The following is a 22286-nucleotide window of genomic DNA, read 5'->3' on the forward strand; positions in this document are numbered from 1 at the left end:
TCAGCGCCGACCGACACCCAGCGCCCAATGGCTGAGCCGATCCCAAAGCCGGGCGCGGGTGGAGGCGAAATTATGCATGTGCGCCATGGTTGGCACGATCACCAGCGTGATGTCGCCGGCGTTGGTGTAGGCTGAGGGTTCCTCACGGAAATCAGCGCTGGTATCGCGCTCGCCAAAGCCCAGGAACACCGGCACATCCACGACAGCCGCATCCCGTGCCACAAAACCCGGTCCCATCATGGCCACAACACAGTTGGGGATAGTCAGGCTGCCGAACGGCGGGGCGGTCCGGCGGATGGGATAGCCCCCCTCCATATCGGCCTTCAGGATGTCGGCCGGCACATCCTCCCAATGGAACGGATAGATGAAATCCGCGACCCCGGCGGCGGTCGCGGCCACGGACAGGGCGGCCGGGTCGGTATGGCGGTCGAACTGGTATTGCGCCTTGGCGGCGGCGGCCTGTTCTTCCGTGCGCTGCGGCAGCACGGTATGGATGGCGCTGTAACCCAGCACGCCGATGGCATCAAAACTGCGATGGCGGGCCTGCATGATGATGGTGACCCCGCCACCCATGGACTGGCCGATGCCGATATGCACCGCGTCGGGCAACGGGGGATAGGTCGCCAACAGTGTCCCGGCAATCAACCCGTCGCGCACCTGTTGCACGGCGGCGTGGTCGGCGTCGGCGATATCCTCGATTGTAAGCGTTGACAGTTCCGAAACGTCGCTCTCACCCACGCCCAGATGGTCATAGGCGACGAGGATGTGCCCTGCCTCCACATGGTGCGCGGCCTGGCTGTAGCCCTCGTGCCCGGTGAAATGCATGTCATAGTAGAGGCGACCATAGCCGCCGCCGGGCGAGGCGTAGATCACCCGCCCGCTGAACCGGGCCGGATCTTCCGGCGCATAGACAGTCAGGCTGACCGACCGGGTACCGTCGACGCCGGTGGCGACGCGCATATTCTTCCGCAGCATGAAAGGCCTCTCCATGTTCATGAACGCATTGCCTTGTTCTCAGCCAATGCCGGCCGCAAGGGCAATCGGCCTGGGAACTGCCCGTGCAAACATCACGGATTTGAACAATGTGCCCCCCGCATGCATTTACCGCGGGCGCCGCCGGGGGGCGGCATTACTGTCCAGGCCGGATGAACATCCAGGCCGCATGGGAACATCAAGATGGACAGGATCGATTTCAACGGACAAGTCGCAGTGGTCACGGGGGCCGGCGGCGGGCTGGGCAAGGCCTTCTGTCTGGAACTGGCGCGACGGGGGGCGGCAGTCGTGGTCAACGACCTGGGGGGCAGCACTACGGGGGAAGGATCGTCCGCCACCTTCGCCGACGCCGTTGTCGATGAAATCCGCGCCGCTGGCGGACAGGCCGTCGCCAATTACGACAGTGTAGCGACGGAGGCGGGTGGGGCCGCCATTATCGAAACGGCATTGCGCCAGTTCGGCAGGGTCGATGCCGTCATCTCCAATGCCGGTAACCAGCGCAACGGCCGCTTCGGGGAATTGACGGAGGCGGACATCGACGCCGTCTATAACGTGCACGTGAAGGGCACCTTCTTCGTCACCCAGCCCGCCTACCGACAGATGGTCAAACAAGGCTACGGCCGCATCGTGCTGGTCAGTTCGCAGTCGGGCATCTTTGGCAATCCCATCCGCGCCAACTACGGCTCCGCCAAGACCGCCATGATCGGGCTGATGAACGTCATTGCTCAGGAAGCGCCGCCGGGCGTCACGGTCAACTGCCTGTTCCCCAACGCCACTGGCGGCCGGTTGGGCGGCAAGCCTGGTGATGTGCGGCCCGATGCGGAATTCCTGGCCGCCGCCGGCCAGCGGTCCCGCCATTACATTCAGGGTATGCAGCCGGACTTCGTGGCTGCCATGGGCTGCTACATGGCCAGCCGTGCCTGTGACAGTTCACAGAACATGTACTCCGTCCTGGGGGGCAAATATTCCCGGATATTCGTGGGCCTGACGGAGGGCTGGTATCAGCCCGGCAGCGTGGCGCCCGCGGTGGAGGATGTCGCCGCCCATCTGGCGCAGATCGATGATCGCACGCGCTATGACGTGCCACGCAGCGGGTTGGAAGAAATGGACACGGTGATCGCGGCGCAACGCCGGCTGGGCCTGGCGTGACGCGCCCGCCCCCCATCACGGCGGCGCAGCTTCTGGACCTGCAAACCGTCGAGCCCGATCTGTTTCGCAGCCACCACACCCAGGCCAACCCCGCCGGCGCGCTGTTCGGCGGGCAAGTGCTGGCACAGGGACTGGCGGCTGCCACGCGGACGGTGCCCGGCTGGCCCGCCCATTCGCTGCATGGCTATTTCCTGCGGGCCGGTGACGCGAAACTGCCCGTGGACTATCAGGTCGAACGGCTTCGGGACGGGCGGCGCTTCGCCGCGCGGACGGTCAGGGCCAGCCAGGACGGGCGAGTCATCTTCCACCTGCATTGTTCCTTCCACGACCCTGAACCCGGCAATTCACATCACCAGCCCATGCCCGACGACCTGCCGGGACCGGAGGCGCTGCTTCCGCTGGACACCTATGTCGCATCGCATGCGGATCGGCTCCCCGACGCAACGGTGGCGAACTATACGGCTCCCTTCCCCCTGGAACTGCGGCTGGTGGCACCGGAAACCTATTTCTTCGCAGCAGGGCAGGCCCCCAGACGGGCCTTCTGGGTACGCCTGCCCAGTGCCGCCGGCACCGCAGACCGCGACCAGAACGCACTTCTGGCCTTCCTTTCCGATTATTGGCTTGCCGGCATCGCCGTGGGCCCGGGACGCTTGTCCACAAACAGCCAGCAATTGTCCATCAACAGCCTGGACCACGCCATATGGTTCCACCGCCCGGCACGGGCCGATGAATGGCTGCTTTATTTCTGCGACACGCCGTCCGGCGGCGACGGGCGCGGTCTGGCGCGCGGGCTGTTGTATGACCAGTCGGGCCGGCTGGTGGCAACCACCAGCCAGGAGGCGCTTTTCCGGGACGTCGGTTGAGAAGGAGTGAGTGATGCGTGCCATCCGCTACCAAGCCCATGGCGGGCCGGAACAGCTTCGGCTGGAAGAGGCTCCGCTCCCTACACTGTGCCCGGATGAGGTGCTGGTCCGTCAGGCGTTCAGTTCGGTCAACCCCGCCGACTGGAAGCTTCGGGCCGGGTGGTTCAATGAATGGGTGCCGCAGATTTTTCCATTCATCCCCGGGGCCGACATCACCGGTACCGTTGTCGCGGCCGGTCCGCTGGCCGCTGGGTTCGCACCTGGCATGCGTGTCGCCGGCATGGTCCCGGTACAGCAGGGCGGGGCCTGGGCGGAACTGGTCCCGGTCAAAGCACCCGCCCTGACCCGCCTGTCGGATACCGTATCGATGCAGGAAGCCGCCGGCCTGCCCCTGGCCGGACTGACAGCCTGGACCGCCCTGTTCGATCTGGGGCTGCTACGGCCCGGTCAGAAAGTGCTGATCCATGCTGCGGCCGGCGGCGTGGGAAGCCTGGCGGTGCAACTGGCGAAGATCGCCGGGGCCTATGTGATTGCCACCTGCTCTGCCGACAACAAGGAGATGGTGGCGGCCCTGGGCGCCGACAAAATCATCGATTATCGGGTCGGGGATTTTGCCGATGGATTGGGGGAAGTCGATCTGGTGCTGGATACCATCGGCGGTACCGTTCGGCAGCGATCAATCGCCGTACTGCGCCCAGGCGGCACGCTGGTTACACTGGACCCCACCCCACCGGAACCGACCCTGACCCAACAGGTTCGGGTGGCCACCGTCGCCGTGGCGCCTGATGGCGGCCGTCTTCTGCATCTGGTCCATCTGCTGGCGACAGGAAGACTGCGGGTTCCCATCGACCGTGTTTTCGCGATGGAAGAAGCGGCTTGCGCCCATATACACAGCCAGGATGGCCATGCCCGCGGTAAGATCCTGATCTCGATCGATGCGACGATGGACAGGACAATTTTCTGACCGCTTGTTGGCGCGACGTTTTCAGATAAGGCTCTGCCAATTCACCTGATCGCGTAGAAATTCAGCGGTGACGCGGACAGCCGGACGACGCGCTCGATCTTGTGGGATGAACAACTGGACATCGACAGGGTCCCGGTTCCAGTCCGTCATGATCGGGACGAGCGTGCCGGCCGCGAGTTCCGATGCGACAAGCATCTCCAGGGTTTGTGCGATCCCGACACCCGCCGCCGCTGCGGTGGCGATGGCATCGCCATGATTGAACGTGGCCACGCTGCTCGGCCGCAGCGTCCGCTTGACTTCGTCGCGCCAGAACCGCCATTGGCCGATTGGCCGCTCCATCGTGGCATAAAGGATGGTGTCATGGTCATGCAGTTCGTCGGGCGTGGAAGGGCACCCCCGCCGCGCGAGATAGTCCGGTGACGCAACCTGAACGAACCGTGTTTGCCCGAGCTTGACAAGCTCGCCCTTCCCTTCCGGCGACACACCAACACGCAAAAGCATGTCGAATCCCTGAGGATGGAAAGCCGAATTCCGATCCCCCACATTCAGGTCAATTGCGATCCGGGAGTGCAGCGCCCTGAATTCGGGTAAGGCAGGAACCACAAAGCGCAAACCGATCGCCCCAGGTGCATCGATGGCGACCCTGCCGCTCGGCCCCGCAGTCCCGCCTCGGATGGAACTCTCCGCCATCCGGATCGCTTCCAAGATTGCCCGGGTCTCGTCGGCGAACAGATGACCTTCTGGTGTCAGCGCAAAACGACGGGTACTGCGGTGAATCAGGCGAGTGCCAAGGCGTGTTTCCAACCGAGCGAGATGTGTGGACACCATCGTGGGTGACATGCCGAGCCGCTCCGCCGCTCGGGCAAATCCCCCACAATCAACGATCGCCACTAACACTTCGAAACTGGCCAGTCGATCCATGATTATCCACCATCAACGTATAATGAGTATCGATATGAAATGATTATCCGACAAACAGGATGAGTTATACCACTAGCAAGAATCACAATCGTCGCATGGGAGAGGGACATGGCCTATCCACGCCTATTCGATCCACTTCGGATCGGAAATCTCCAACTGAAGAACCGGCTGGTGATGGCGCCAATGGAGAGCCATCTCGGGAACGCAGACGGATCGGTCAGTCCTGAACAGATCGCCTATTATCGTGAGCGGGCGCGCGGTGGCACCGGCCTGATCGTGGTCGAGTTCACCTGTGTCGATGGCCACGATGGGTTCAGTTCAATGGCCCCGCAACTGCGCCTCGACAATGAACGATACCGCGCCGGTCACGGAAAACTGGCGGCCGCAATTCAAGGCGCAGGTGCCAAAGCCTGTCTGCAGCTTTCGCACGCCGGCCGGCAATCCCGCGAAAGTGTGCTGGGCCGTACGCCTGTGGCTCCCAGCGCTGTGCCACTCAACAGTCCGTATCTCAGTACAATTCCACGCGCGCTGGACGATCATGAGATCCGCCGCATCGTCGCCAGCTACGCCAATGCTGCCCGGCTGGCCGTTAGCGCCGGCTATGATGCAGTCATGCTTCATGGCGCCCATGGCTATCTGCTCCAGCAATTCCTCTCACCCCTGGTCAATCATCGAGACGACGCATGGGGTGGTGACTTTGAACGGCGCTTGCAATTCCCCCTAGCGGTGGTGAAGGCGGTGAAGGCGGTGCTTCAGGATCGGACACTGCTTTACCGAATGTCGGTGGCGGATTTCATTGAAGGCGGCCTTACGGTGGAGGATTCCGAGCGCATCGCCCCGCGCTTGTGTGAGGCCGGGGTGGACGGCATCGACATTTCCTGCGGGTCACTCGACAGGGTCGATGTGATTGTTGAGCCGATGTCGGTACCGGAAGGATGGCGTCTCCCGATGGCGCGGCGGATCCGGGAGGCAACAGGCAAGCCAGTCATTTCTGCGGGCGTCATGCGCTGGCCCGACAAAGCTGAGCAGGCCATTATCGACGGTGATACCGATTGCGTGTCGCTCGGCCGGGCGCTGCTGGCCGATCCGATGTGGCCGATCAAGGCCCAGCGCGGTCAAGCTGACGATATCCGTCCCTGCACCTCCTGCAACTGGTGCATCAAGGAAACGGGGGCCAACCGCGGTGTGTCCTGTGCTGAGAACCCACGTTGCGGTCACGAGACCGATCCGGAAATTGCCCCCTACGGCGCCGGACGCCGGGCGGCAGTCGTTGGCGCCGGCCCCGGCGGCATGGCGGCGGCACTGATGCTGGACCAGGCAGGCTTCGAGGTGACGCTCTATGAAAGGCGATCAACGCTGGGCGGCAATCTCATCACGTCGGCCACGCCGCCCAACAAGGAAAAACTGTTCTGGTATAATGACTTCCTCCAGCGTCGCATCGCCAGGAGCCGGGTGTCGGTGCGCACGGGTATCACGGTCGATGCTGCAATGCTGTCCGCCAATCCACCCGACGTGCTGATCCTGGCCAATGGCTCGCGACCGGCAGCACTGCCACTGAAAAGCCGGGGCAACCTTCCGACGGCACCCGCACATGCGGCCCTGATCGGTGACATTACCCTGCCCCCGTCCTGTCCCGATCGCCCGGTGGTGATCTTCGGCGGCGGAGAGACGGGTACGGAAACCGCGGAATACCTCGCCAAGGCCGGACACCAGGTGCTGCTGGTCAGCCGGTCGGCGGCTGCCCAGCTCGCCCGCAATGCCGAGCCGCTATACCGCATGCATCTGCTGCAGCGGCTGCGGGAGAATGACGCCATCCGCATCCTGGACAAGACTGTCCTGCAAGCCGTGGCAGACGATTACATTGAGTTGGTCAGGGACGGGCAAGCCATCCGCCAGCCGGCCTGCGCCCTGCTCCTGGCCCATGGGTTGGTGCCCGATACCGGCCTTGCGGACAGTCTTGTCGGGCTCGACATTCCGATCATCCGCATCGGCGATGCCGTCCAGGTGGCACGCATTGGAGAGGCGGTTCGTGATGCCTACCGAGCTGTCCAGGATCTGCGTCGGCTCCTCACCGGACCGGAAGCCATCGCCTGTTGACTAACGTTGTGTAACCACACCCCCCAAGCCAGGGAAACGGTTGATCGACCATGAAAGCCGTCATTCTGCGTGAAATCGCCAAGCCGATGACCATCGAGAACGTGACCCTCAGCACTTTGGGTTCGCGGGAGGTGCGCAACGCCAACCTGGCAATCGGGGCTTGTCATTCTTATCTACACTTTGCAGAAGGACACGTTCCCTGTCCTTTACCGACTATACTTGGACAGGAGGCCGCTGGGATCGTCGCCGCCGTGGGTAGCGTGCGATCGGTCCGGCCCGGTGATCATGTGGTGGCGTGCCTGTGAGCGTTCTGCGGACATCGCCCATCTTGTGGTAAGCCTACGGTGAGGGCCGCCTTGTAGGGCCTGCTGGATGTGCTGATGTTTGTGTGGCGCGTCATCGCGCGGACGCAAACGAATAGCAAACGTCATGTCTTACCAGCGTGTGGAATTTCTGACGGGCACGGAGCGTCGCCGGTTTTACAGCTGAGATGAAAAGGCCCGGCTTGTGGACGAGGCTTTCCGTCCGGGCGTTATGGTTACGGCGGCGGCACGGCGGCTGGGTATTCATGAAAGCCTGCTGTACCGTTGGCGGCGAGGGCTTTCGGTTCCGGTGGAGGCGGTGGTTGACGATACGGGCTTTCTGCCCGTGACTGTTGCGCTGGATGATAGCCCGGCACCGTCAGTTCCGCCGCCGTCCATCAGCAAGGAGCCAACGGTTGATCAGGACCCGCCGGTGCCGGCGGTGCCCGCGACACTGGAGGTCACGCTGGCTGGCGGCACGTGTGTTCGAATGCAGGGCGTTGTTGATCCGGCATTGGCGGTCAGCGTGCTGAAGGCCTTGGCGGCTCCTTGGCGGTGCTCATGATCCCGGTTGCGTCCGGATGTGCGTGTTTGGCTTGGCCGATATCGCCACCAAGGCCGGCCGCGATGCCAAGGCACCGGAAATCTCCCCCGTCGCCCTGGAGGCCGTGCGGCTTGCCTTCGCCCATGTCCTCATCCTCGCCATCGGGAGCCGGCGCGGCCTCCGCGCGGCCATCGCCCGAATGGGAGACGGCTTCATCCTCTCCGCTGGCCGCTGCGGGTTCCGGCTCCGCCGGCTTCTCATCGTCCGGCCGGATGAAGCCCCGCTCGATGCGGGCCTGCCCGTCGTGACCCAGCACAACGAAAGCGCCACCGCGCGCGATGGTGTCGGGATCATAGGCCTGCTGGCGGGCCGTCAGCCGGTCGATCTCGCCATCCAGTTCCGCCAGCAGGGCCTCGACATCGGCCGGCAGTTCATCCAGCCTCTCATGGGCCAGGGACAGGGCGTCCTGCTCTTTCTGGAGCGCGTCCAGCGGCTGCTGATCCGCTGGCGGCAGGTCCAGCACCGGCGGGTACTCCCGCCGCAAGCCCAGGGCATAGGGGAAGTCGATGTGTCCGGCGTCAGTCCTCTGCCGCAACAGTGATGTTCAGCCCGTCCAGCGCATCCGTGAAGAACAGCTGGCAGGCGAGCCGCGAATTAGCAGTACGGCTCGATGAACTGTCGAGCAGAGCATTTTCATCTTCATCGATCGGCGGAAGGCGGGAAAGCCAAGCGGTTTCGACATGGACATGGCAGGTCGCGCAAGAACAGCAGCCTCCACATAGAGCCAACAGCTCGTCGAGGCCGGCGTTGCGGACCACTTCCATGACAGAAAGGCCCGCCTCCCCAACGATGTCGCGGACAGTGCCGTCGCGAGAGGTGACAGTCAAAACAGGCATTGTTCACCAGCAAACATGAGATTGAAGTCTTTTCCATTTCTGGAAGAAGATGATCACGGGCGAGAGCTCAGGCGCGGAAGGCAGGAGCTGATGAAAACCTCGGGCAGCGCCGATTGACACCCTGCGAAAGGGCAGCCCCCTCCGCGGTGCGGCACGGCCTGGCGTCCTCCCGCCCCCGTATCTTCCTGTCCATCCCCTGCAGTTCCGGCCGAGGCGTTCTTCCCGGGCGTACATATAGCCATGTCAGGATACGGGCCCGATATAGCGGCGCATCAGCGCGTTGATCTTTGGCAGTGTTTCCTGCGCATAGCGGGTGAGTTGGCCGGTCCTGGGGTTGATGGCGTAGATACCGGCGTGGGGCTGCTGTGGGCCCTCGATAAAGTTCACCTCCACGCCCGCCTCCTCCAGACGGTTCCTGAAGGCACGGGCTTCATCGCGCAGTATTTCCCACTCACCCGTCCAGATGATTGCTGGCGACAGCCCCTTCAGGCTGGGAGCAAGCAATGGAGAGGCGCGCCAGTCGAACGTGTCCTCTTTCGATCTCAGGTAAAGTCGCGTCACCGCATCGGCGATGTCGCGCGTCAGACTGTAATTCGCGAACTCCTCGTAGGAGCCGGTATTGTTTCTTGCATCGAAGCACGGCGTCCACAGCCATTGGACGGCCGGCTTCTGAATGCCGGCGTCCCGCGCCATAAGGGAAACGACAGTTGCCAGATTGGCACCGGTGCATCCGCCACCGATCCCGATCCGTGTCTTGTCGATGCCGAGATCGTCGGCATTATCGACAATGTATTTGTAGGCGGCAAAGCAATCTTCAACCGCCGCGGGAAATTTTGCCTGCCAGGACAGGCGGAAATCGACATGGGCCACGGCACAGCCCCAATCGATCGCATAGCTGCTGTTCTGGGTGTCGATATCGTCGAGACCGCCGAAGATGCACCAGCCGCCGCCATGGGTATGGAGATAGAGGCCCAGAGGGCCCTCATGGTGCTCGGGTCTGTAGATCCGCATCGTCAGCGGCCCAGCGGGGCCCGGAATTTCCACGTTCCAGGCCTTGAGACCGGGCGCCAGCACTTGCGGATCGGGCAAGGGCGCGGGGATCAGGTCGGGAGGCGGCGCGCCGTAGGGCAGATTGATGAGCCGCGTCTCTTCATCGACCTCGGCCAGCCTGCGTTGACGCAACGTCTCGTAGTCAACCTTCGGCTGCAACGGGGGCAGTGAGCCGGGCAGCGGAGTACGATTGCGCCCCACTTCGATCGCCGGCGGAGATTCAGGCGTGACCGCGGAGGGGTCGGCCGATTCATAGTGAATGTCCATCAACACATCCTTTCCCAGATTATGGTCACGCCATCCGATCGGCCTGAAAGCATCTGGCGCGCGCGCCAATGCCCGCCGTATAGATTGACCCTACACTCGCATCCCCGTCCCATCGATCCCCGTCAGGCCGGGACCCCACGAGCCGCCCGCCGTATCTGGAACGGAAGGTCGGCATAGCCGTAGAGACCCCGGTTTAGACCCATGGTCGGCGTTCCGGCGACAAGTTCGGCGTCGGCCTCGACCAAGGCTTCCAGCAGGACCTCCATCTCAAGCTTGGCGAGATTCATGCCTGCGCACATGTGCGGGCCCGTGCCCCAGGCAAGCAGGTCGCGCTGGTCGCGGTCGATGTCGTAAAGGTCGGGATCGGGATAGCGCCGTTCATCCCGATTGGCGCAGGCATAGAGGATCATCACCCGCGCCCCCTTGGGGATCGTAACGCCGCTGACATCATAATCCTCCATGGCAACCCGTGAGAAGAAGCGCAGCACGGAGTTCCGGCGGGCACTTTCAAGGACGGCCGCCGGAATCTTCCCCGGATTCTGCCGCAGTGCCGCCCATTGGCCCGGATTGGCGGCAAGGTCATGCAGCAAATGTCCCTTGGCGAGGATGGTGGTGTCGAGGCTGGGTATCACATAGGCGCTGATCGCCTGCAGAACCTCGGTCTGCGTCAGCCGGCCGGTGTCCACGGCCGCGAAAAGTTCCCCGGCCCAGCTTCCGGCGCGAACGGAATCCGCGCTGAGGCTGCTCATGAAGGCCCGCGCCTCGGCACTGACGGCAAGATCATCCGCATGCGGATCCGGTCCGATGAGATTGAAGGTTGCCGCCGCCCAGGCGAGCATGCGCTCGCGGCCGATCTCGGGCAAACCAACCAGATGCGACACCGCCTCCACCGGCAGGAAAGCGGCCAACGACAGCATGGCATTGAAGCTGTCACCTCCCAGCAAGGACTGCACGCGCTTGACGACCAACTGTTTGAGGTCCTGACGGGCCTCGCGCAGCTTTGCCGGTGAAAGGGGCCGCATGATGGTATTGCGCAGCCGCGAATGCGGCCTGCCATCCATCTGAAGCACGTTCATGCCACGGCCGGCATTCCAGACGTCACTGAAGCCATTACCCTGGCCACTGACCAGTTGTTCCGGTGCCCGAAGCGCCCGCTGCACATCGGCAAAGCGACCGATGGCGTAGACTGACAGGCCTGGCAACCAGACGGCAGGCCCAGCATCCCGGATCGCCTTATAATCCTCGTAGGGATCGCGCAGGCTGGCCTCGCTGAAGAGATCGACGTCAAGCACCGGGCGATCCGATGTCTGCTGCGGCATCGGTCACATCCCCCCGCGCTCTTGATGACGGACGGTGAAAGGTCCGGTGCCGTCACTAGGAATGCCGGAACCTGCCAGACAGTTACAAACGTCCATTGCCTGGATCAGCCACATCTATTCTCTCCTGACCACACGGTTTCACATCTTGAAGCTCAGTTGAAGCTTCACCGTTCGCGGGTTTATCGGGAATCGCACGACGCTCTGGGTTCCGGGGGGCGAGGTCACGAAGGGCAGAGGGAAATTGAAACCGTACACCTGCTGGTTTGTAAGGTTCTGGCCGATGAGCCGCACCTCCCAGCCCTGCTCCCGGTCCCCGACACCAACACTGGCGTTCAGCCGGTGCAACGAGGCGAGCTTGGGCAACAGATAGGGCGTACCGGTGATGATCGTCTGGGAATTCGCTTTGGACCGGTAGTCCATATTGACGTCCAGATCGGCATCCAGCTCTGCGGAAAGGTCGAACTGGTACGCCGCCCCGACCACGCCCGACCAGCGTGGCGCAAGTGGCACTCTCGTTCCGTTGCCGGCATCGCGGGCGTTGGAATAGATGTTGTTCCAGGAGAGCCGCAGTCCGTTGACGGGCCTCAACGAAACCTGACTTTCCAGGCCGTTCGTCTTGACGTTCTGGTTGAAGACGACGAACCCGGTTCCGTCATAGATAACGACCTGAAAATTGTCGACGTTCGTGTCGAAATAGCCGCCGTTCAGCGTCAGCGTGCGGTCGAACCATTGTGACTTGAAGCCGACTTCCGCCGTTTGCGCAACCTCCGGCTTGTAGAAGGACTTCGAAAGGTCGCTGACGGCCGAGGCATACCCGCCGGCCTTCGTCCCCTGCCCCCAGGTGACATATAGCAGGAAATCCTTGGTCAGGGCGTAGTTCAGACCGACCGTTCCATCGATGCTGCCCTTGTCGTTCGACAGCGAGAACGGCGCGACCGGCGGGCTGAGAAGCGTGGAATAGATCCCAGGCACAAGCAGTGTCCGTGCAAAGTCGGCGTCCTTGCTCTCTTTTGTATAGCGTATGCCACCCGTCAGCGTCAGGGGGTCCAGGATTTTGAAGTTCGCCTGGGTGAAACCTGAATAGGCCTTGTTCGTCTGTTTGAAATCGGTGTTGTTGGCGCCGTCGACGGGGAACGGCAGCGGCGTCGTGCCGACCGGAAAGTCGAAATATTCCGCGTCCTTCTGCTTGAACGTGCCGTAAAGATAGAAGATGCCGGCCACATAATCGAACCGTGGACCGATCTCCCCCGTATAGCGCAGTTCCTGGGTGAACTGTTTGGAGTTGTCGTGGATGAAAGCGGTGTGCGCGTCTCCCGGAAGATAGGCACCGTTCAGGTCGACGCCGCCACGCGAAGCCGAATAGGCTGTCTGCGAGGTCAATGTGCCTTCCCCGAGATGGAAATTCGCGGTAACGGCCCCCCGTTCGGAATTCAGGCTGTTGCGCCGGACGCCGCCGATGGACGGCGAGTAGACCGCGATCTGGTCATAGGCACTGACGGGCGTACCCGGATAGCCGAAGGCGGCCGCCAGGCGCCCCGGCGCGTCGCCATAGAGCTGGACCGACGCGTTGGGCCCCTTGGAGACGTTCCGGGTCACCTGCGCGGATGCCGTGACATCGACCAGATCGGACGGCGTCCAGACTGCCGTGAGGCGCCCGCCACCCTTCCTGTCGCGGTATTTCTCGCCGCTGATTACATCTCGCAGCGGGCCGCCCTGACTGTCATAGAAGCCGGCGATCCTCATCGTCAATGTGGGCGCTAGCGGCACATCGATGCCCGCTTCGATCCGATCCGACTTCAGTTCGAACTCGTGACTATAGCGGGTATTGAAGGCCACATCGGTGCCCGGCTTGGTGGTCACCAGGTTGACAGCGCCGAGACTGCTATTCTTGCCCAGCAGGGTGGCCTGCGTACCACTGATCGCCTCCAGGCTGCTCATGTCGAACAGAGAAGCGCCGAACTCGCGATCCCTGGACACGAACGCCCCGTCGATATAGGTCGCGACCGAACTGTCGAAGGACGGGTTGCCCGGTGCCGAGCCCAGACCACGGATGGTGACCGCGAACTGGTTGGAGTCCGGTGAGTCCGCGATGTTCAGAGCCGGCACGACCTTGGAGATATCCGAGAAATTCACGATCCCGGCCGCAGCCAGCCGCGCCTCGTCCACCACAGTGATCGTTGCCGCAACGGATTGCGCCGTTTCGACCCTTTTGCGTGCGGTTACAACGATTTCGTCAAGCAGCACCGTAGATGCACCATCAGGCGCAGGTGCCGTTCCCACTGTTGTTTGCGCCTGCACGCCACTTCCGATCAGCAGGGCCAGGGGCGCCACCGACCAAAGCCACTTCACTGGCATCTTGTTCCTCCCTTGTCCGGTGCGCTGTTTCGCACACTCTTAAGGTTCAGTTTTGTCAGAAAATATTCTTTTTTTCAAACTCTATTTTATTAGTTTGAAAAAATTCTTTATTCGAGATGATTGCGATGTGATCGACACCATGGTCGGAAGCCGGTCATCCGCGAAAGCGGGCCGCCAGAGTGACATACTCCTCCAGACACTCGGGATTAGCCATCGCGGCCGGCTCAACGACGCGGCCTACGGAGGCACCTTCGAAAAGCCGTTTTACGGGTAGCTCGAGTTTCTTGGATGACAAGGTCCGCGGCACCGCCGACACGAAGATCACCTCGTCGGGCACGAACCGGGGCGAAAGCGACGTCCGGATCGCGTCGCGAATGCGCGAGACCAGCGCATCGCCGGCGTCCCGCCCCCCGGCCGGCACGACGAACAGCAGCAGTCGGCTGTCCGCGTCATGCACACGGACATCGACGACCAGTGAGTCCACGACGCCGTCCATCTGCTCGATGGCCGCATAGATTTCGCTTGTCCCCATGCGATGGCCGGCGCGGTTGATGGTGGCGTCACTTCGCCCGAATATCTCGCATGTTCCGTCGGGATCGATCTTCAGCCAGTCGCCGTGCCGCCAGCACCCTTCGAAATGTTCGAAATAGGATTCCCTGTACCGCGAGCCATCTTCGTCACCCCAGAGGAACAGCGGCATGTTCGGCATGGGCTTGGTAACGACGAGTTCGCCGACCTCGCCCGTCACCGGCATGCCCTCCTCGTTCCACGCCTCGACGGCGGCGCCGAGCTGGCGGCACTGGATCTTCCCCGCCACCTCCGGCAGCTCGCGGTTCCCGGTGCAGAACGCACCGCATATATCGGTCCCCCCGGAACTGTTGAACCACCAGATGCCGGCCTTTCCAGCCCCCGCCAAACGGTCGGAGATCGCCATTTGAACCGAAGCGGGCAGCGGCGAGGCGGTGCTGCCAAGGGCCCGGAGGGTCGACAGGTCGCCAACCGCCCTGAAATCCACCGGCTGCTTTGCGCACATCGTATAGAATTGCGCCCCCGACCCGAAGAAGGTGACCCGGTTGCGCGCCGCGAACCGCCAGAGCAGGGCCGGATCAGGAGCAGCCCGGGAGCCATTCGGGCTTCCGTCGAAGATACAGATGGTGGTTCCGTTCAGCAGGCCGCTGACCTGCGAGTTCCACATCATCCAACCCGTCGAGCTGAACCAGTGGAAGCGCTCGCCCGGTGTGCGCACGTCATAACTGGCGCCGAGATCGGAGTGCAACCGCGCGGCGGCCGCACCCAGCAGGATGCCGCCATGCCCGTGGACCAGCGCCTTGGGCTTGCCTGTCGTGCCACTGGAATAGACGATCCACAAAGGGTGATCGAAGGGCAGCCATTCCGGCTGGAAGGCGAGCACGGCCTCCCCGTCCCGCGAAACCATGGACGTGAAATCAAGTGTACCGGAGAGCGTGCTGCCACTGTAGCCCGACCGCAGCAGGACAAGCGCCTCCAGGCTTGGAAGACCGTCCCGCAGCCGTTCGACGATATCCGCCCGGTCGATCGCCTTTCCGGCGTAGAAGACGCCATCCGTGGCGATCAACACCTTGGGCCCGATCTGCTTGAACCGATCGAGGATGGCAGGAACGCCCATGTCTGGCGCGCAAACAGCCCATACCGCGCCGAGCGATGCGCAAGCGAGGCAACTGACGATCGCCTCCGGCCGGTTGGGAAGATAGGCGACGACGCGGTCGCCCTTGCCGACGCCAAGCGCGCGCAACGACAGAGCGAAGGAAGCGACCCTGCTGCGCAGCGTCGGCCAATCGACAGTCTCCACGAGGCCGTTTTCATCCTCCGCGATGATCGCCGGATGACCGGCCGCGTGGGCAGGGCCGACATGACGCATGACCTGTCGGGCATAATTGACCCTCGTGCCGGGAAACCATCGCGCGCCCGGCATTCGCGCCATGGCCAGGACAATATCGGCGGGATCGGGGGACAGGATGCCCTCGAAGTCCCAGACCGTTCGCCAGAACCCCTCTGGCTGCTCGACGGACCAGCGATGAAGTTCTTCAAAATCGGCGAAGTGGCGCCCGGCCCTTTGCTCAACCTGTTCCCGGAACTCCTTGATCAGGGGCGTCCACGCCATTTTACGCAAGCTCCTTGTCATAGGCGGCAAGATGATCGCGCATGGCCCGTTGGAAGGCGGGCCGCGCAGCGCAGCGATCCATGTAGGCGGTGAGGGTCGGGTACGGTGCGACCAGGTCGGTATGGCTCAACATATCGAGCACGCAGCGCATCATGATGTCAGCACCGGTGAAGCGCCCTTCCAGATAGTCTCTGTCGCCCAGCGCTTCGGTCAGCGCCGCCAGACGCGTCTGCACGACCCGCACGACCGTGGGCCGGATTGTCGCGTCTGCATCGCGATCAATGGGAAAGAAGTCGATGCGGCCCAATGTGCTGACCGCCCATTCCAGCGTCGTGGCCGCCGCGCATATCCATGCCGTGGTCCGCGCCCTATCGCCCCGGTCATGGGGAAGCAGCACTTCGCTGCGCTCGCCCAGATGAAGCACGATCGCGGCGGACTCGAATATGGCAAGCCCGTCCTCCTCAACGATCGCGGGGATCTTGCCGAAGGGGTGGATGGCCCGGTATTCGGGTGTGGACAGACCCTCCCGTCCGACCATCCGCGTCTCATAGGCCAGGCCTGCCTCCTCAAGCGCCCAGCGCGCACGAATGTCGCGGACAGTGCCATGCGCGAAGGCGCCATGGAAGTTGCAGGCATAAAGGGTAATCATCACGGTTTCCCCACGTTGGACATGGCCTGATGGCCTGCCCGTATTGTGTGCTCAAGCAGAACCTGACCCGTTGCGTCTAAGGTGTGGACGCTGACGGGGACTGCACACTTATGCTGTGTGAGCAGGATGCTAGCCGCTGCGCAGCGCCTCTCAAAGATAACAGGACCGCGCAAACGATATCGTTTCGGCATCTACCAGCCGGCGACGCGATAATCTCCCGGTATCGATCTCGCTTTTTTGCCATTCCGTGGCCCTGCTTTCGGGCGACTAGATTTCGCCTGCGCCAGCGGCCGCGCCGCCTCTGGCGAATGACAGCAACCAATCCAAACAGAATGCGGGGGAACACCGTGGCAGCGCGACAAACCGAAGTTCTCATCTGCGGAGCGGGGCCGGCGGGCCTGGCACTGGCGATCGAACTGGGAAGCCGGGGGATCGATTGCATCGTCGTGGAACGGAACGACCGCGTCGGCTATGCACCCCGCGCGAAGACGACGCATACCCGCACACGCGAGCATTTCCGGCGCTGGGGCATCGCCAACGACCTGGCCACGGCCGCACCCTTCGGGCTGGACTATCCGTCGGATGTCCATTTCGTCACGCGCCTGTCGGGCTATAGCCTTGCCATCATCAGGGACGCGTTCAACTGCGCGCCCGGACGCAATGAGCTTTATGCCGAACATTCGCAGTGGATACCGCAATACCGGGTTGAAGAAGTCCTGCGCACGCATGCAGGCTCCCTGGCGACGGTCGACATCCTGTTCGAACATGAGTTCGTCTCCGCCGGGCAGGATGAGACGGGCGTGACCTGCCATATCCGCGATATCAGGGCGGCCAGCCGGATCGATATCGAGTGTCATTATCTGGTCGGTGCCGACGGAGCCCGCTCGGCGATCCGTGATCTGATCGGGGCGCAGATGCAAGGCCGGTACGGCCTTGCGCACGCGTACAATATCGTTTTCCGGGCTCCGGGCCTGGCGGCGATGCACGCTCACGGACCCGGCATCATGTACTGGCAGACGAATCCGGACGTGCCGGGCATGATCGGGCCCATGGACAAGGATGACCTCTGGTATTTCATGCCGGGCAAGATTCCCGGCCTCGACCGGATCGACCTTGCAACCGCCGCCGACCTCATCCGGCGCGCGACGGGCATCGACGTTCCCTACGAGGTTCTGAGCGCCGATGAATGGGCCGCCAGCGAATTCATCGCCGACAAATATAGCGACCGCCGCATCTTCCTGATCGGCGATGCCTGCCATCTGCATCCTCCCACTGGCGGCTATGGGATGAACATGGGCATCTCGGACGCGGTCGATCTTGGATGGAAGATGGCGGCGGTCCTGCGGAACTGGGGCGGCAAATACCTGCTGGGCTCCTATGAACAGGAGCGCAGGCCCGTCCACCGTCGGGTGATCGACGCCGCCCTGTCCAATTTTTCCACGGTGTCGCTTCATCTGGCGATCCCGCCGGCGATCGAAGAGGATTCACAGGAAGGCGCAGCGGTCCGGGCGGAAGTCGGGGCCAGGCTGGCCGACGGGCGTTTGCAGGAATTCCGCAGCCTCGGTGTCATGCTGGGATGCAGCTACGACGCTTCCCCGATTACCGCCAGCGAGCCGGGCGGACGGCCCGACGACCCTTCGATGCGCGACTATGAGCCGACCGCCCGGCCAGGCGCCCGGGCTCCGCACGGCTGGCTGTCGGACGGGCGGTCGCTGTACGATCTGTTCGGCCCGGGCTTCACCCTGCTGAGCTTCGGCCATGGCCCCGACCTGGAATGCCAGCGTGCCGAAGCGGATGCGGCCTCGTCGGGTATCCCGCTAACGACCGTGCGGATCGATGACGGGAAAATCGCCGCGCTGTACGAACAGCGGCTTGCCCTGATCCGCCCCGACCAGCACGTCGCCTGGCGCGGGAACCTTTGGGAAGGGCCCCGGATCCTGATGCGCGCCACGGGCCAACTCAACAGCGCCGATTGAACGGCGGAACCGAACATTACCGCCGGCGCACCGCCCCGGCGGCGGAAGGGGGAGCAGATGTATTTCACCACATCCATCGAGGAGGAAGGCGGCGTGCTGGTCGGTCCGGCGCGAAGCCCGCGGCAGATGCTGGCAGTGCAGGACGATGGCGGCCACGCCTCGATCCATGACGATGCCACCGCGCAGGCGATCGGCTTCAAGGGCGGTACAATCGAAGGGCCGACACATTTCAGCCAGTTCGTGCCGCTGGCATTTGCCATCTGGGGAGAGCGCTGGCTGTCTCACGGCTGCCTGTCGGTCCACTACCGCGCGCCCGTCTTCGAGGGCGAACAGGTGCGGGCCTATCTGCGCCGGCCGCAGGGGGACGCCGTCATCACCGAAATCTGGATGATGCGCGACGACGGGACTGAGATTCTGCGCGGCACCGCGTCGGTGGGACCGGACTTTCCGGCCTCTGCGCTGGATCGTCGCCTGACCGGGCTCCCGCCGCTCGCCGATCCCGTGATCCTCGCGGACGTCAAAATCGGCCAGCGCACGCCGCGCCGCCGCGTCCGCATGGATTTCGACCAGCATATGGGGGCGCTCTACCCGTTCACGCTGGCGGAAAAGCTGGCACGCATCACCGAACCGTCGCTGCTTTACGACGGTTCAGCCCATGCTTTCGGCAAGCCCGTCGTGCCGATGGAGATGATCAGTGTCCTCATGCAATATACGGCACGCGAAGATGGCTATCGCGCCCGCGGACCGGTTGTCGGGCTGTTCGCCGATCAGGAGATCCGCCTGATCGACGGGCCCATCCATGTCGGCGAGGATTACGACATCGAGCGGGAGATCGTGTTCCTGTCAGGCAGCCGGCGTACCGAGAGTGTCTGGATAAGCTCGACACTGTACCGTGCGGGGACGATGCAACCCATTGCCCGGATGCTGCTCAACATCGCCTCGATCAAGGAGACCTATGCACCCTATGCCACAGAACATGCCGAGCTTTATGGATAACGGCCCGGCCGGCCGCGGGTGGGAAAGTTACCCTGGAAACCCTGCCCGGCGGCTTGTATCAATGCCGGGTCAGCCGACAGCCGGGGCAAAGCGGTCCACGCCGGCCTGTTTCAGACCATAGGATCGAGCACCGGGTTGAGAGGCGGATGCCAGAGCAATATGATATCGTCGTCATCGGGGCCGGGCATAACGGCCTCTGCGCCGCGCTCGATCTTGCGCGGGCCGGCCTTTCCGTCCGGGTGGTGGAAGCCGGTGCGAGTGTCGGGGGATGTGCAACGACCAGGGAACCGCTTCTGCCCGGGTTCCGCCACAGCCCGCACGCCAACGCTTTCCTGTTCGCCGACCTCATGCCCGAACGGATCAGCCCGGCGGCACTGAAGGTGGGGCTGCATCATCCGGAAGCGCAACTGGGCGTGGCATTCGCCGATGGCCGGCCCCCGGCCATCCTGCACCGACCCGACCTTCTTGCCCGGACCCGCAGGAGCCTCGGTGTCCATTCACGAAAAGATGCGGCCACCTATGCCGAATTGAAGCTCCGCTCGGCCCGCCTCGGCGCGCTGATCGGCCGGGGCCTTTATATGGCGCCGGATCGCAAATGGTTCGTGGAACAGGCCGATGCAGTGCGCAGCCTGTTCAAAGGTCACGTCGATACGCGTTCTCTGGGAGAAGGCAGCGCCCGGATGCTGATCGACCGGCTGTTCGAGGCGCCGGCAGTACGCGTCCTTCTCTATCACCTTGCCACCGAGACGGGACTGGCGCTCGAAGAGCGCGGCGGCGACATCGCCTTTCTCGGCTATTCACTCTGGATCGCCGGCCGGTGGCGCGTTCCGGTTGGCGGCATGGGTGCCTATGCGACGGCACTGGGTGACGCCGCGCGCGCAGCCGGGGTCATGATCACCTGCTCGACGGGTGTCGCGCGCGTCATCCTGGAGAACGGGCGGGCCGTCGGCGTCGAGACCAGGACCGGCGAGACCATCCGCGCGGCAATCGGCGTCGTGGCCGCCGCCCCCTTGCTGAACACCTTCGACGACATGGTGGCGGCGACAGCCATCTCACCCTCTGAGCAGGATGAGTTGGCCGCCTTCCGCCGACAACGCCCCGGGTCGATTGCCGGTTCGCATTTCTGCCTGACGCAGGCACCCCATTACAAATCCGCCCGCCACGATCCGCAGATCGATGCCTGTCTCAAGACAATCATCGGTCACGAGACGCCGGCCGATGTCCTGGCGAATGAGGCAGATATTCGGGCTGGATTGTTGCCGAAACCCGCTGGCGTGGTGCGCTTGCACAGCCTCTGGGACCCGACGCAAGCACCCTTCGGCCGGCATGTGGCCGGCGTGGATAGCCGTTTTCCTGCATTGAACTGTCTTGATCAAGACAGTTGGCGCATGGTCGAATCTGCGTTCCCCGACGCCTTCTGGGGCGTATGGAACCAGGCTCGGGCCGACAGCCCCGCACCGCCGCTGGCAATGTCGAGCGACTTTTCATCTCCATTCGAGCGGCGCATGCTGGTGCGGATGGGACCGGACCAATATCGGACCAGCGTCCAGGGACTCTACCTCGCCGGTCCGGGGGTCTATCCCGGTGGCGGCGTGCACGGTGCCTGTGGCCGGAACGCCGCCCGCACAGTCCTGGCTGATGTCGGCGCGATGTCTTGAGACAGCCCCATTGGGAGGACATAATCATATGGCATCGGGTGTTGCCAACCCGGCATAGGGTCGGTATGGTTCCCGTCCAATGGAAGACGGGCGTCTGGAGAGGTTGATGAAGCTGAGCCATCTCCGAAACGTGGTGGCCATCGTCGAGCGAGGAAGCCTGCGGGCGGCCGCCAAGCATCTCGGTCTGGCGCAGCCCGCCATGTCGCGCAGTATCCGGGAACTGGAACAGGAACTGGGCGTCGTCCTTTTCGAGCGCAACAAATTTGGAATGGCGCCGACACCCGCTGGAGAAGTCTTCCTTCGTCGGGCGCGGAGCGTCCAAGCTGACCTGCAGCGCGGGTTGGACGAGATCGCGCAATTCAAGGGCGACGACCTCGGCAAACTGACCGTCGCCTTCTCTACCGCCGGTCTGGTCGTCATGCTGCCCAGGATCCTGCGCCCGTTCCGCAAGCGATTCCCAAAGGTGCGGGTAAAAGTGCTGGAAAGCTCCATGCCGGCCATCGAAGCGGACATGCGCGACGGCCTGGTCGATATGTATTATGGGCCCGTCCCCCAGGATTTCACGGACTCCTCGCTTGTCGTTGACCAATTGTTCGACAATCCGAGGATCGTCGTCGCACGGCCCGGGCATCCCTTGCGTGCGGCGACATCGCTCCATGAGCTTGCCCATGAATCGTGGGTGACCTCGCACATGACGATGTACTCAGATGGCGAAGTCCTTTCTATTTTCGAAGCGGCCGGGCTGCCCCCGCCGCATATCGCCATGGAGGCGGGATCCGGCATGAGCCTAATCTCGATCGTCAAGTCCTCCGACCTGCTGGCACCGCTGTCGGCGCAGTGGCTCGACTTTCTCGACGAGTCCGGCGTGCTTGCGCGGCTGCCCATCCGCAACATCGCGAATGCCCCGCCGATCTGTGCCGTCCGCCGAGCTGCGATGCCGCTCACCCCTGCGGCGGAATATTGGAATGATCTGGCGGGACGCTGCGCGGGTCGGCACCTCGACCAGCGCACGCGCGACGACGGCTGAACGCCGTCACGGTCCTCGGGACAAGGCATTAACGGCTGGTTATGCGGTTTTGCAGTGACCAGAACCTGCTGGTTCTGATCACTGCCCTAAATCGCCGGCGCCAACATCCGTTGGCTTGGG

19 protein-coding genes are annotated in these 22286 nt (G+C 63.3%); 10 read left to right on the forward strand and 9 right to left on the reverse strand.

Annotated features, from left to right (window positions below):
• Positions 1 to 975 carry a hypothetical protein gene (locus KBA48_RS07595; protein ID WP_292904836.1) on the reverse strand — a complete coding sequence of 325 codons (975 nt, stop codon included), beginning with the start codon at positions 973 to 975 and terminating at the stop codon, positions 1 to 3.
• A 201-nt stretch (positions 976 to 1176) separates the two neighbouring features.
• Between KBA48_RS07595 and KBA48_RS07600 the strand changes: the two genes are divergently transcribed.
• Genes KBA48_RS07600 through KBA48_RS07610 form a run of 3 tightly spaced genes read left to right on the forward strand, consistent with a single transcriptional unit; the run spans position 1177 to position 3969 of the window.
• On the forward strand, positions 1177 to 2142 hold the full coding sequence (locus KBA48_RS07600; RefSeq protein ID WP_292904838.1) for an SDR family NAD(P)-dependent oxidoreductase: 966 nt from the start codon (positions 1177 to 1179) through the stop codon (positions 2140 to 2142).
• Positions 2139 to 3005 carry an acyl-CoA thioesterase II gene (locus KBA48_RS07605; protein WP_292904840.1) on the forward strand — a complete coding sequence of 289 codons (867 nt, stop codon included), beginning with the start codon at positions 2139 to 2141 and terminating at the stop codon, positions 3003 to 3005. The genes KBA48_RS07600 and KBA48_RS07605 overlap by 4 nt, the downstream gene beginning before the upstream one ends.
• A 13-nt stretch (positions 3006 to 3018) precedes the next feature.
• A complete protein-coding gene (locus KBA48_RS07610) occupies positions 3019 to 3969 on the forward strand; it encodes an NADP-dependent oxidoreductase (protein WP_292904842.1) in 951 nt (316 codons plus the stop codon).
• Positions 3970 to 3990: 21 nt separating this feature from the next.
• Here the strand turns inward: KBA48_RS07610 and KBA48_RS07615 are convergent, their stop codons facing one another.
• Entirely contained in the window at positions 3991 to 4890 is a 900-nt protein-coding gene (locus KBA48_RS07615) for a LysR family transcriptional regulator (RefSeq protein ID WP_292904844.1), read from the reverse strand.
• Positions 4891 to 4998: 108 nt separating this feature from the next.
• Between KBA48_RS07615 and KBA48_RS07620 the strand changes: the two genes are divergently transcribed.
• The 3 genes from KBA48_RS07620 (at position 4999) to KBA48_RS33015 (ending at position 7854) form a co-directional block, all read left to right on the forward strand.
• Positions 4999 to 6987 carry an FAD-dependent oxidoreductase gene (locus tag KBA48_RS07620; protein ID WP_292904846.1) on the forward strand — a complete coding sequence of 663 codons (1989 nt, stop codon included), beginning with the start codon at positions 4999 to 5001 and terminating at the stop codon, positions 6985 to 6987.
• 50 nt (positions 6988 to 7037) lie between these two features.
• Positions 7038 to 7292 carry an alcohol dehydrogenase catalytic domain-containing protein gene (locus KBA48_RS07625; protein WP_292904848.1) on the forward strand — a complete coding sequence of 85 codons (255 nt, stop codon included), beginning with the start codon at positions 7038 to 7040 and terminating at the stop codon, positions 7290 to 7292.
• Positions 7293 to 7494: 202 nt separating this feature from the next.
• Positions 7495 to 7854, forward strand: a complete 360-nt coding sequence (locus KBA48_RS33015; protein WP_367273819.1) for a transposase — start codon at positions 7495 to 7497, stop codon at positions 7852 to 7854.
• On the opposite strand, the gene KBA48_RS07630 is transcribed toward KBA48_RS33015, so the two are convergent.
• From KBA48_RS07630 to KBA48_RS07660, 7 genes are all read right to left on the reverse strand, one after another.
• A complete protein-coding gene (locus tag KBA48_RS07630; protein WP_292904850.1) occupies positions 7811 to 8428 on the reverse strand; it encodes a hypothetical protein in 618 nt (205 codons plus the stop codon). The two genes, KBA48_RS33015 and KBA48_RS07630, sit on opposite strands and share 44 nt — an antisense overlap.
• Positions 8412 to 8729: a 2Fe-2S iron-sulfur cluster-binding protein gene (locus KBA48_RS07635; RefSeq protein ID WP_292904852.1), complete on the reverse strand. Its 318-nt coding sequence runs from the start codon at positions 8727 to 8729 to the stop codon at positions 8412 to 8414. Before KBA48_RS07635 ends, KBA48_RS07630 begins: the two co-directional genes overlap by 17 nt.
• Before the next feature lie 243 nt (positions 8730 to 8972).
• Positions 8973 to 10046, reverse strand: coding sequence for an alpha/beta hydrolase (locus KBA48_RS07640; protein WP_292904854.1), 1074 nt, complete (start codon positions 10044 to 10046; stop codon positions 8973 to 8975).
• Between the two features lie 122 nt (positions 10047 to 10168).
• Entirely contained in the window at positions 10169 to 11365 is a 1197-nt protein-coding gene (locus KBA48_RS07645) for a cytochrome P450 (RefSeq protein WP_292904856.1), read from the reverse strand.
• Between the two features lie 138 nt (positions 11366 to 11503).
• Positions 11504 to 13696 (reverse strand): TonB-dependent receptor, encoded by a 2193-nt coding sequence (locus KBA48_RS07650; protein ID WP_292904858.1) that lies wholly within the window; start codon positions 13694 to 13696, stop codon positions 11504 to 11506.
• 178 nt (positions 13697 to 13874) lie between these two features.
• Positions 13875 to 15860 (reverse strand): acetoacetate--CoA ligase, encoded by a 1986-nt coding sequence (locus KBA48_RS07655; protein WP_292904860.1) that lies wholly within the window; start codon positions 15858 to 15860, stop codon positions 13875 to 13877.
• 1 nt (position 15861) lies between these two features.
• Positions 15862 to 16509 carry a glutathione S-transferase family protein gene (locus KBA48_RS07660; RefSeq protein ID WP_292904862.1) on the reverse strand — a complete coding sequence of 216 codons (648 nt, stop codon included), beginning with the start codon at positions 16507 to 16509 and terminating at the stop codon, positions 15862 to 15864.
• A gap of 308 nt (positions 16510 to 16817) precedes the next feature.
• Here KBA48_RS07660 and KBA48_RS07665 point away from each other — a divergent pair, with 308 nt between their 5' ends.
• From KBA48_RS07665 to KBA48_RS07680, 4 genes are all read left to right on the forward strand, one after another.
• On the forward strand, positions 16818 to 18485 hold the full coding sequence (locus KBA48_RS07665; RefSeq protein ID WP_292904864.1) for an FAD-dependent monooxygenase: 1668 nt from the start codon (positions 16818 to 16820) through the stop codon (positions 18483 to 18485).
• Between the two features lie 57 nt (positions 18486 to 18542).
• Positions 18543 to 19481, forward strand: a complete 939-nt coding sequence (locus KBA48_RS07670; protein WP_292904866.1) for a hypothetical protein — start codon at positions 18543 to 18545, stop codon at positions 19479 to 19481.
• Positions 19482 to 19627: 146 nt separating this feature from the next.
• Positions 19628 to 21139: an NAD(P)/FAD-dependent oxidoreductase gene (locus KBA48_RS07675; protein WP_292904868.1), complete on the forward strand. Its 1512-nt coding sequence runs from the start codon at positions 19628 to 19630 to the stop codon at positions 21137 to 21139.
• A 106-nt stretch (positions 21140 to 21245) separates the two neighbouring features.
• Positions 21246 to 22166 carry a LysR family transcriptional regulator gene (locus KBA48_RS07680; RefSeq protein ID WP_292904870.1) on the forward strand — a complete coding sequence of 307 codons (921 nt, stop codon included), beginning with the start codon at positions 21246 to 21248 and terminating at the stop codon, positions 22164 to 22166.
• Positions 22167 to 22286: the final 120 nt, after the last annotated feature.

The sequence above is a fragment of the Niveispirillum sp. genome, from assembly GCF_017996735.1.
Lineage (GTDB): Bacteria > Pseudomonadota > Alphaproteobacteria > Azospirillales > Azospirillaceae > Niveispirillum.

Coding starts and splice junctions, on each gene's coding strand:
- KBA48_RS07660 (WP_292904862.1), bottom strand. CDS start 16,509: ATGATTACCCTTTATGCCTGCAACTTCCATGGCGCCTTCGCGCATGGC.
- KBA48_RS07620 (WP_292904846.1), top strand. CDS start 4,999: ATGGCCTATCCACGCCTATTCGATCCACTTCGGATCGGAAATCTCCAA.
- KBA48_RS07680 (WP_292904870.1), top strand. CDS start 21,246: ATGAAGCTGAGCCATCTCCGAAACGTGGTGGCCATCGTCGAGCGAGGA.
- KBA48_RS07635 (WP_292904852.1), bottom strand. CDS start 8,729: ATGCCTGTTTTGACTGTCACCTCTCGCGACGGCACTGTCCGCGACATC.
- KBA48_RS07655 (WP_292904860.1), bottom strand. CDS start 15,860: ATGGCGTGGACGCCCCTGATCAAGGAGTTCCGGGAACAGGTTGAGCAA.
- KBA48_RS07600 (WP_292904838.1), top strand. CDS start 1,177: ATGGACAGGATCGATTTCAACGGACAAGTCGCAGTGGTCACGGGGGCC.
- KBA48_RS07625 (WP_292904848.1), top strand. CDS start 7,038: ATGAAAGCCGTCATTCTGCGTGAAATCGCCAAGCCGATGACCATCGAG.
- KBA48_RS07645 (WP_292904856.1), bottom strand. CDS start 11,365: ATGCCGCAGCAGACATCGGATCGCCCGGTGCTTGACGTCGATCTCTTC.
- KBA48_RS07665 (WP_292904864.1), top strand. CDS start 16,818: ATGACAGCAACCAATCCAAACAGAATGCGGGGGAACACCGTGGCAGCG.
- KBA48_RS07675 (WP_292904868.1), top strand. CDS start 19,628: ATGCCAGAGCAATATGATATCGTCGTCATCGGGGCCGGGCATAACGGC.
- KBA48_RS07595 (WP_292904836.1), bottom strand. CDS start 975: ATGCTGCGGAAGAATATGCGCGTCGCCACCGGCGTCGACGGTACCCGG.
- KBA48_RS07615 (WP_292904844.1), bottom strand. CDS start 4,890: ATGGATCGACTGGCCAGTTTCGAAGTGTTAGTGGCGATCGTTGATTGT.
- KBA48_RS07640 (WP_292904854.1), bottom strand. CDS start 10,046: ATGGACATTCACTATGAATCGGCCGACCCCTCCGCGGTCACGCCTGAA.
- KBA48_RS07610 (WP_292904842.1), top strand. CDS start 3,019: ATGCGTGCCATCCGCTACCAAGCCCATGGCGGGCCGGAACAGCTTCGG.
- KBA48_RS07670 (WP_292904866.1), top strand. CDS start 18,543: ATGTATTTCACCACATCCATCGAGGAGGAAGGCGGCGTGCTGGTCGGT.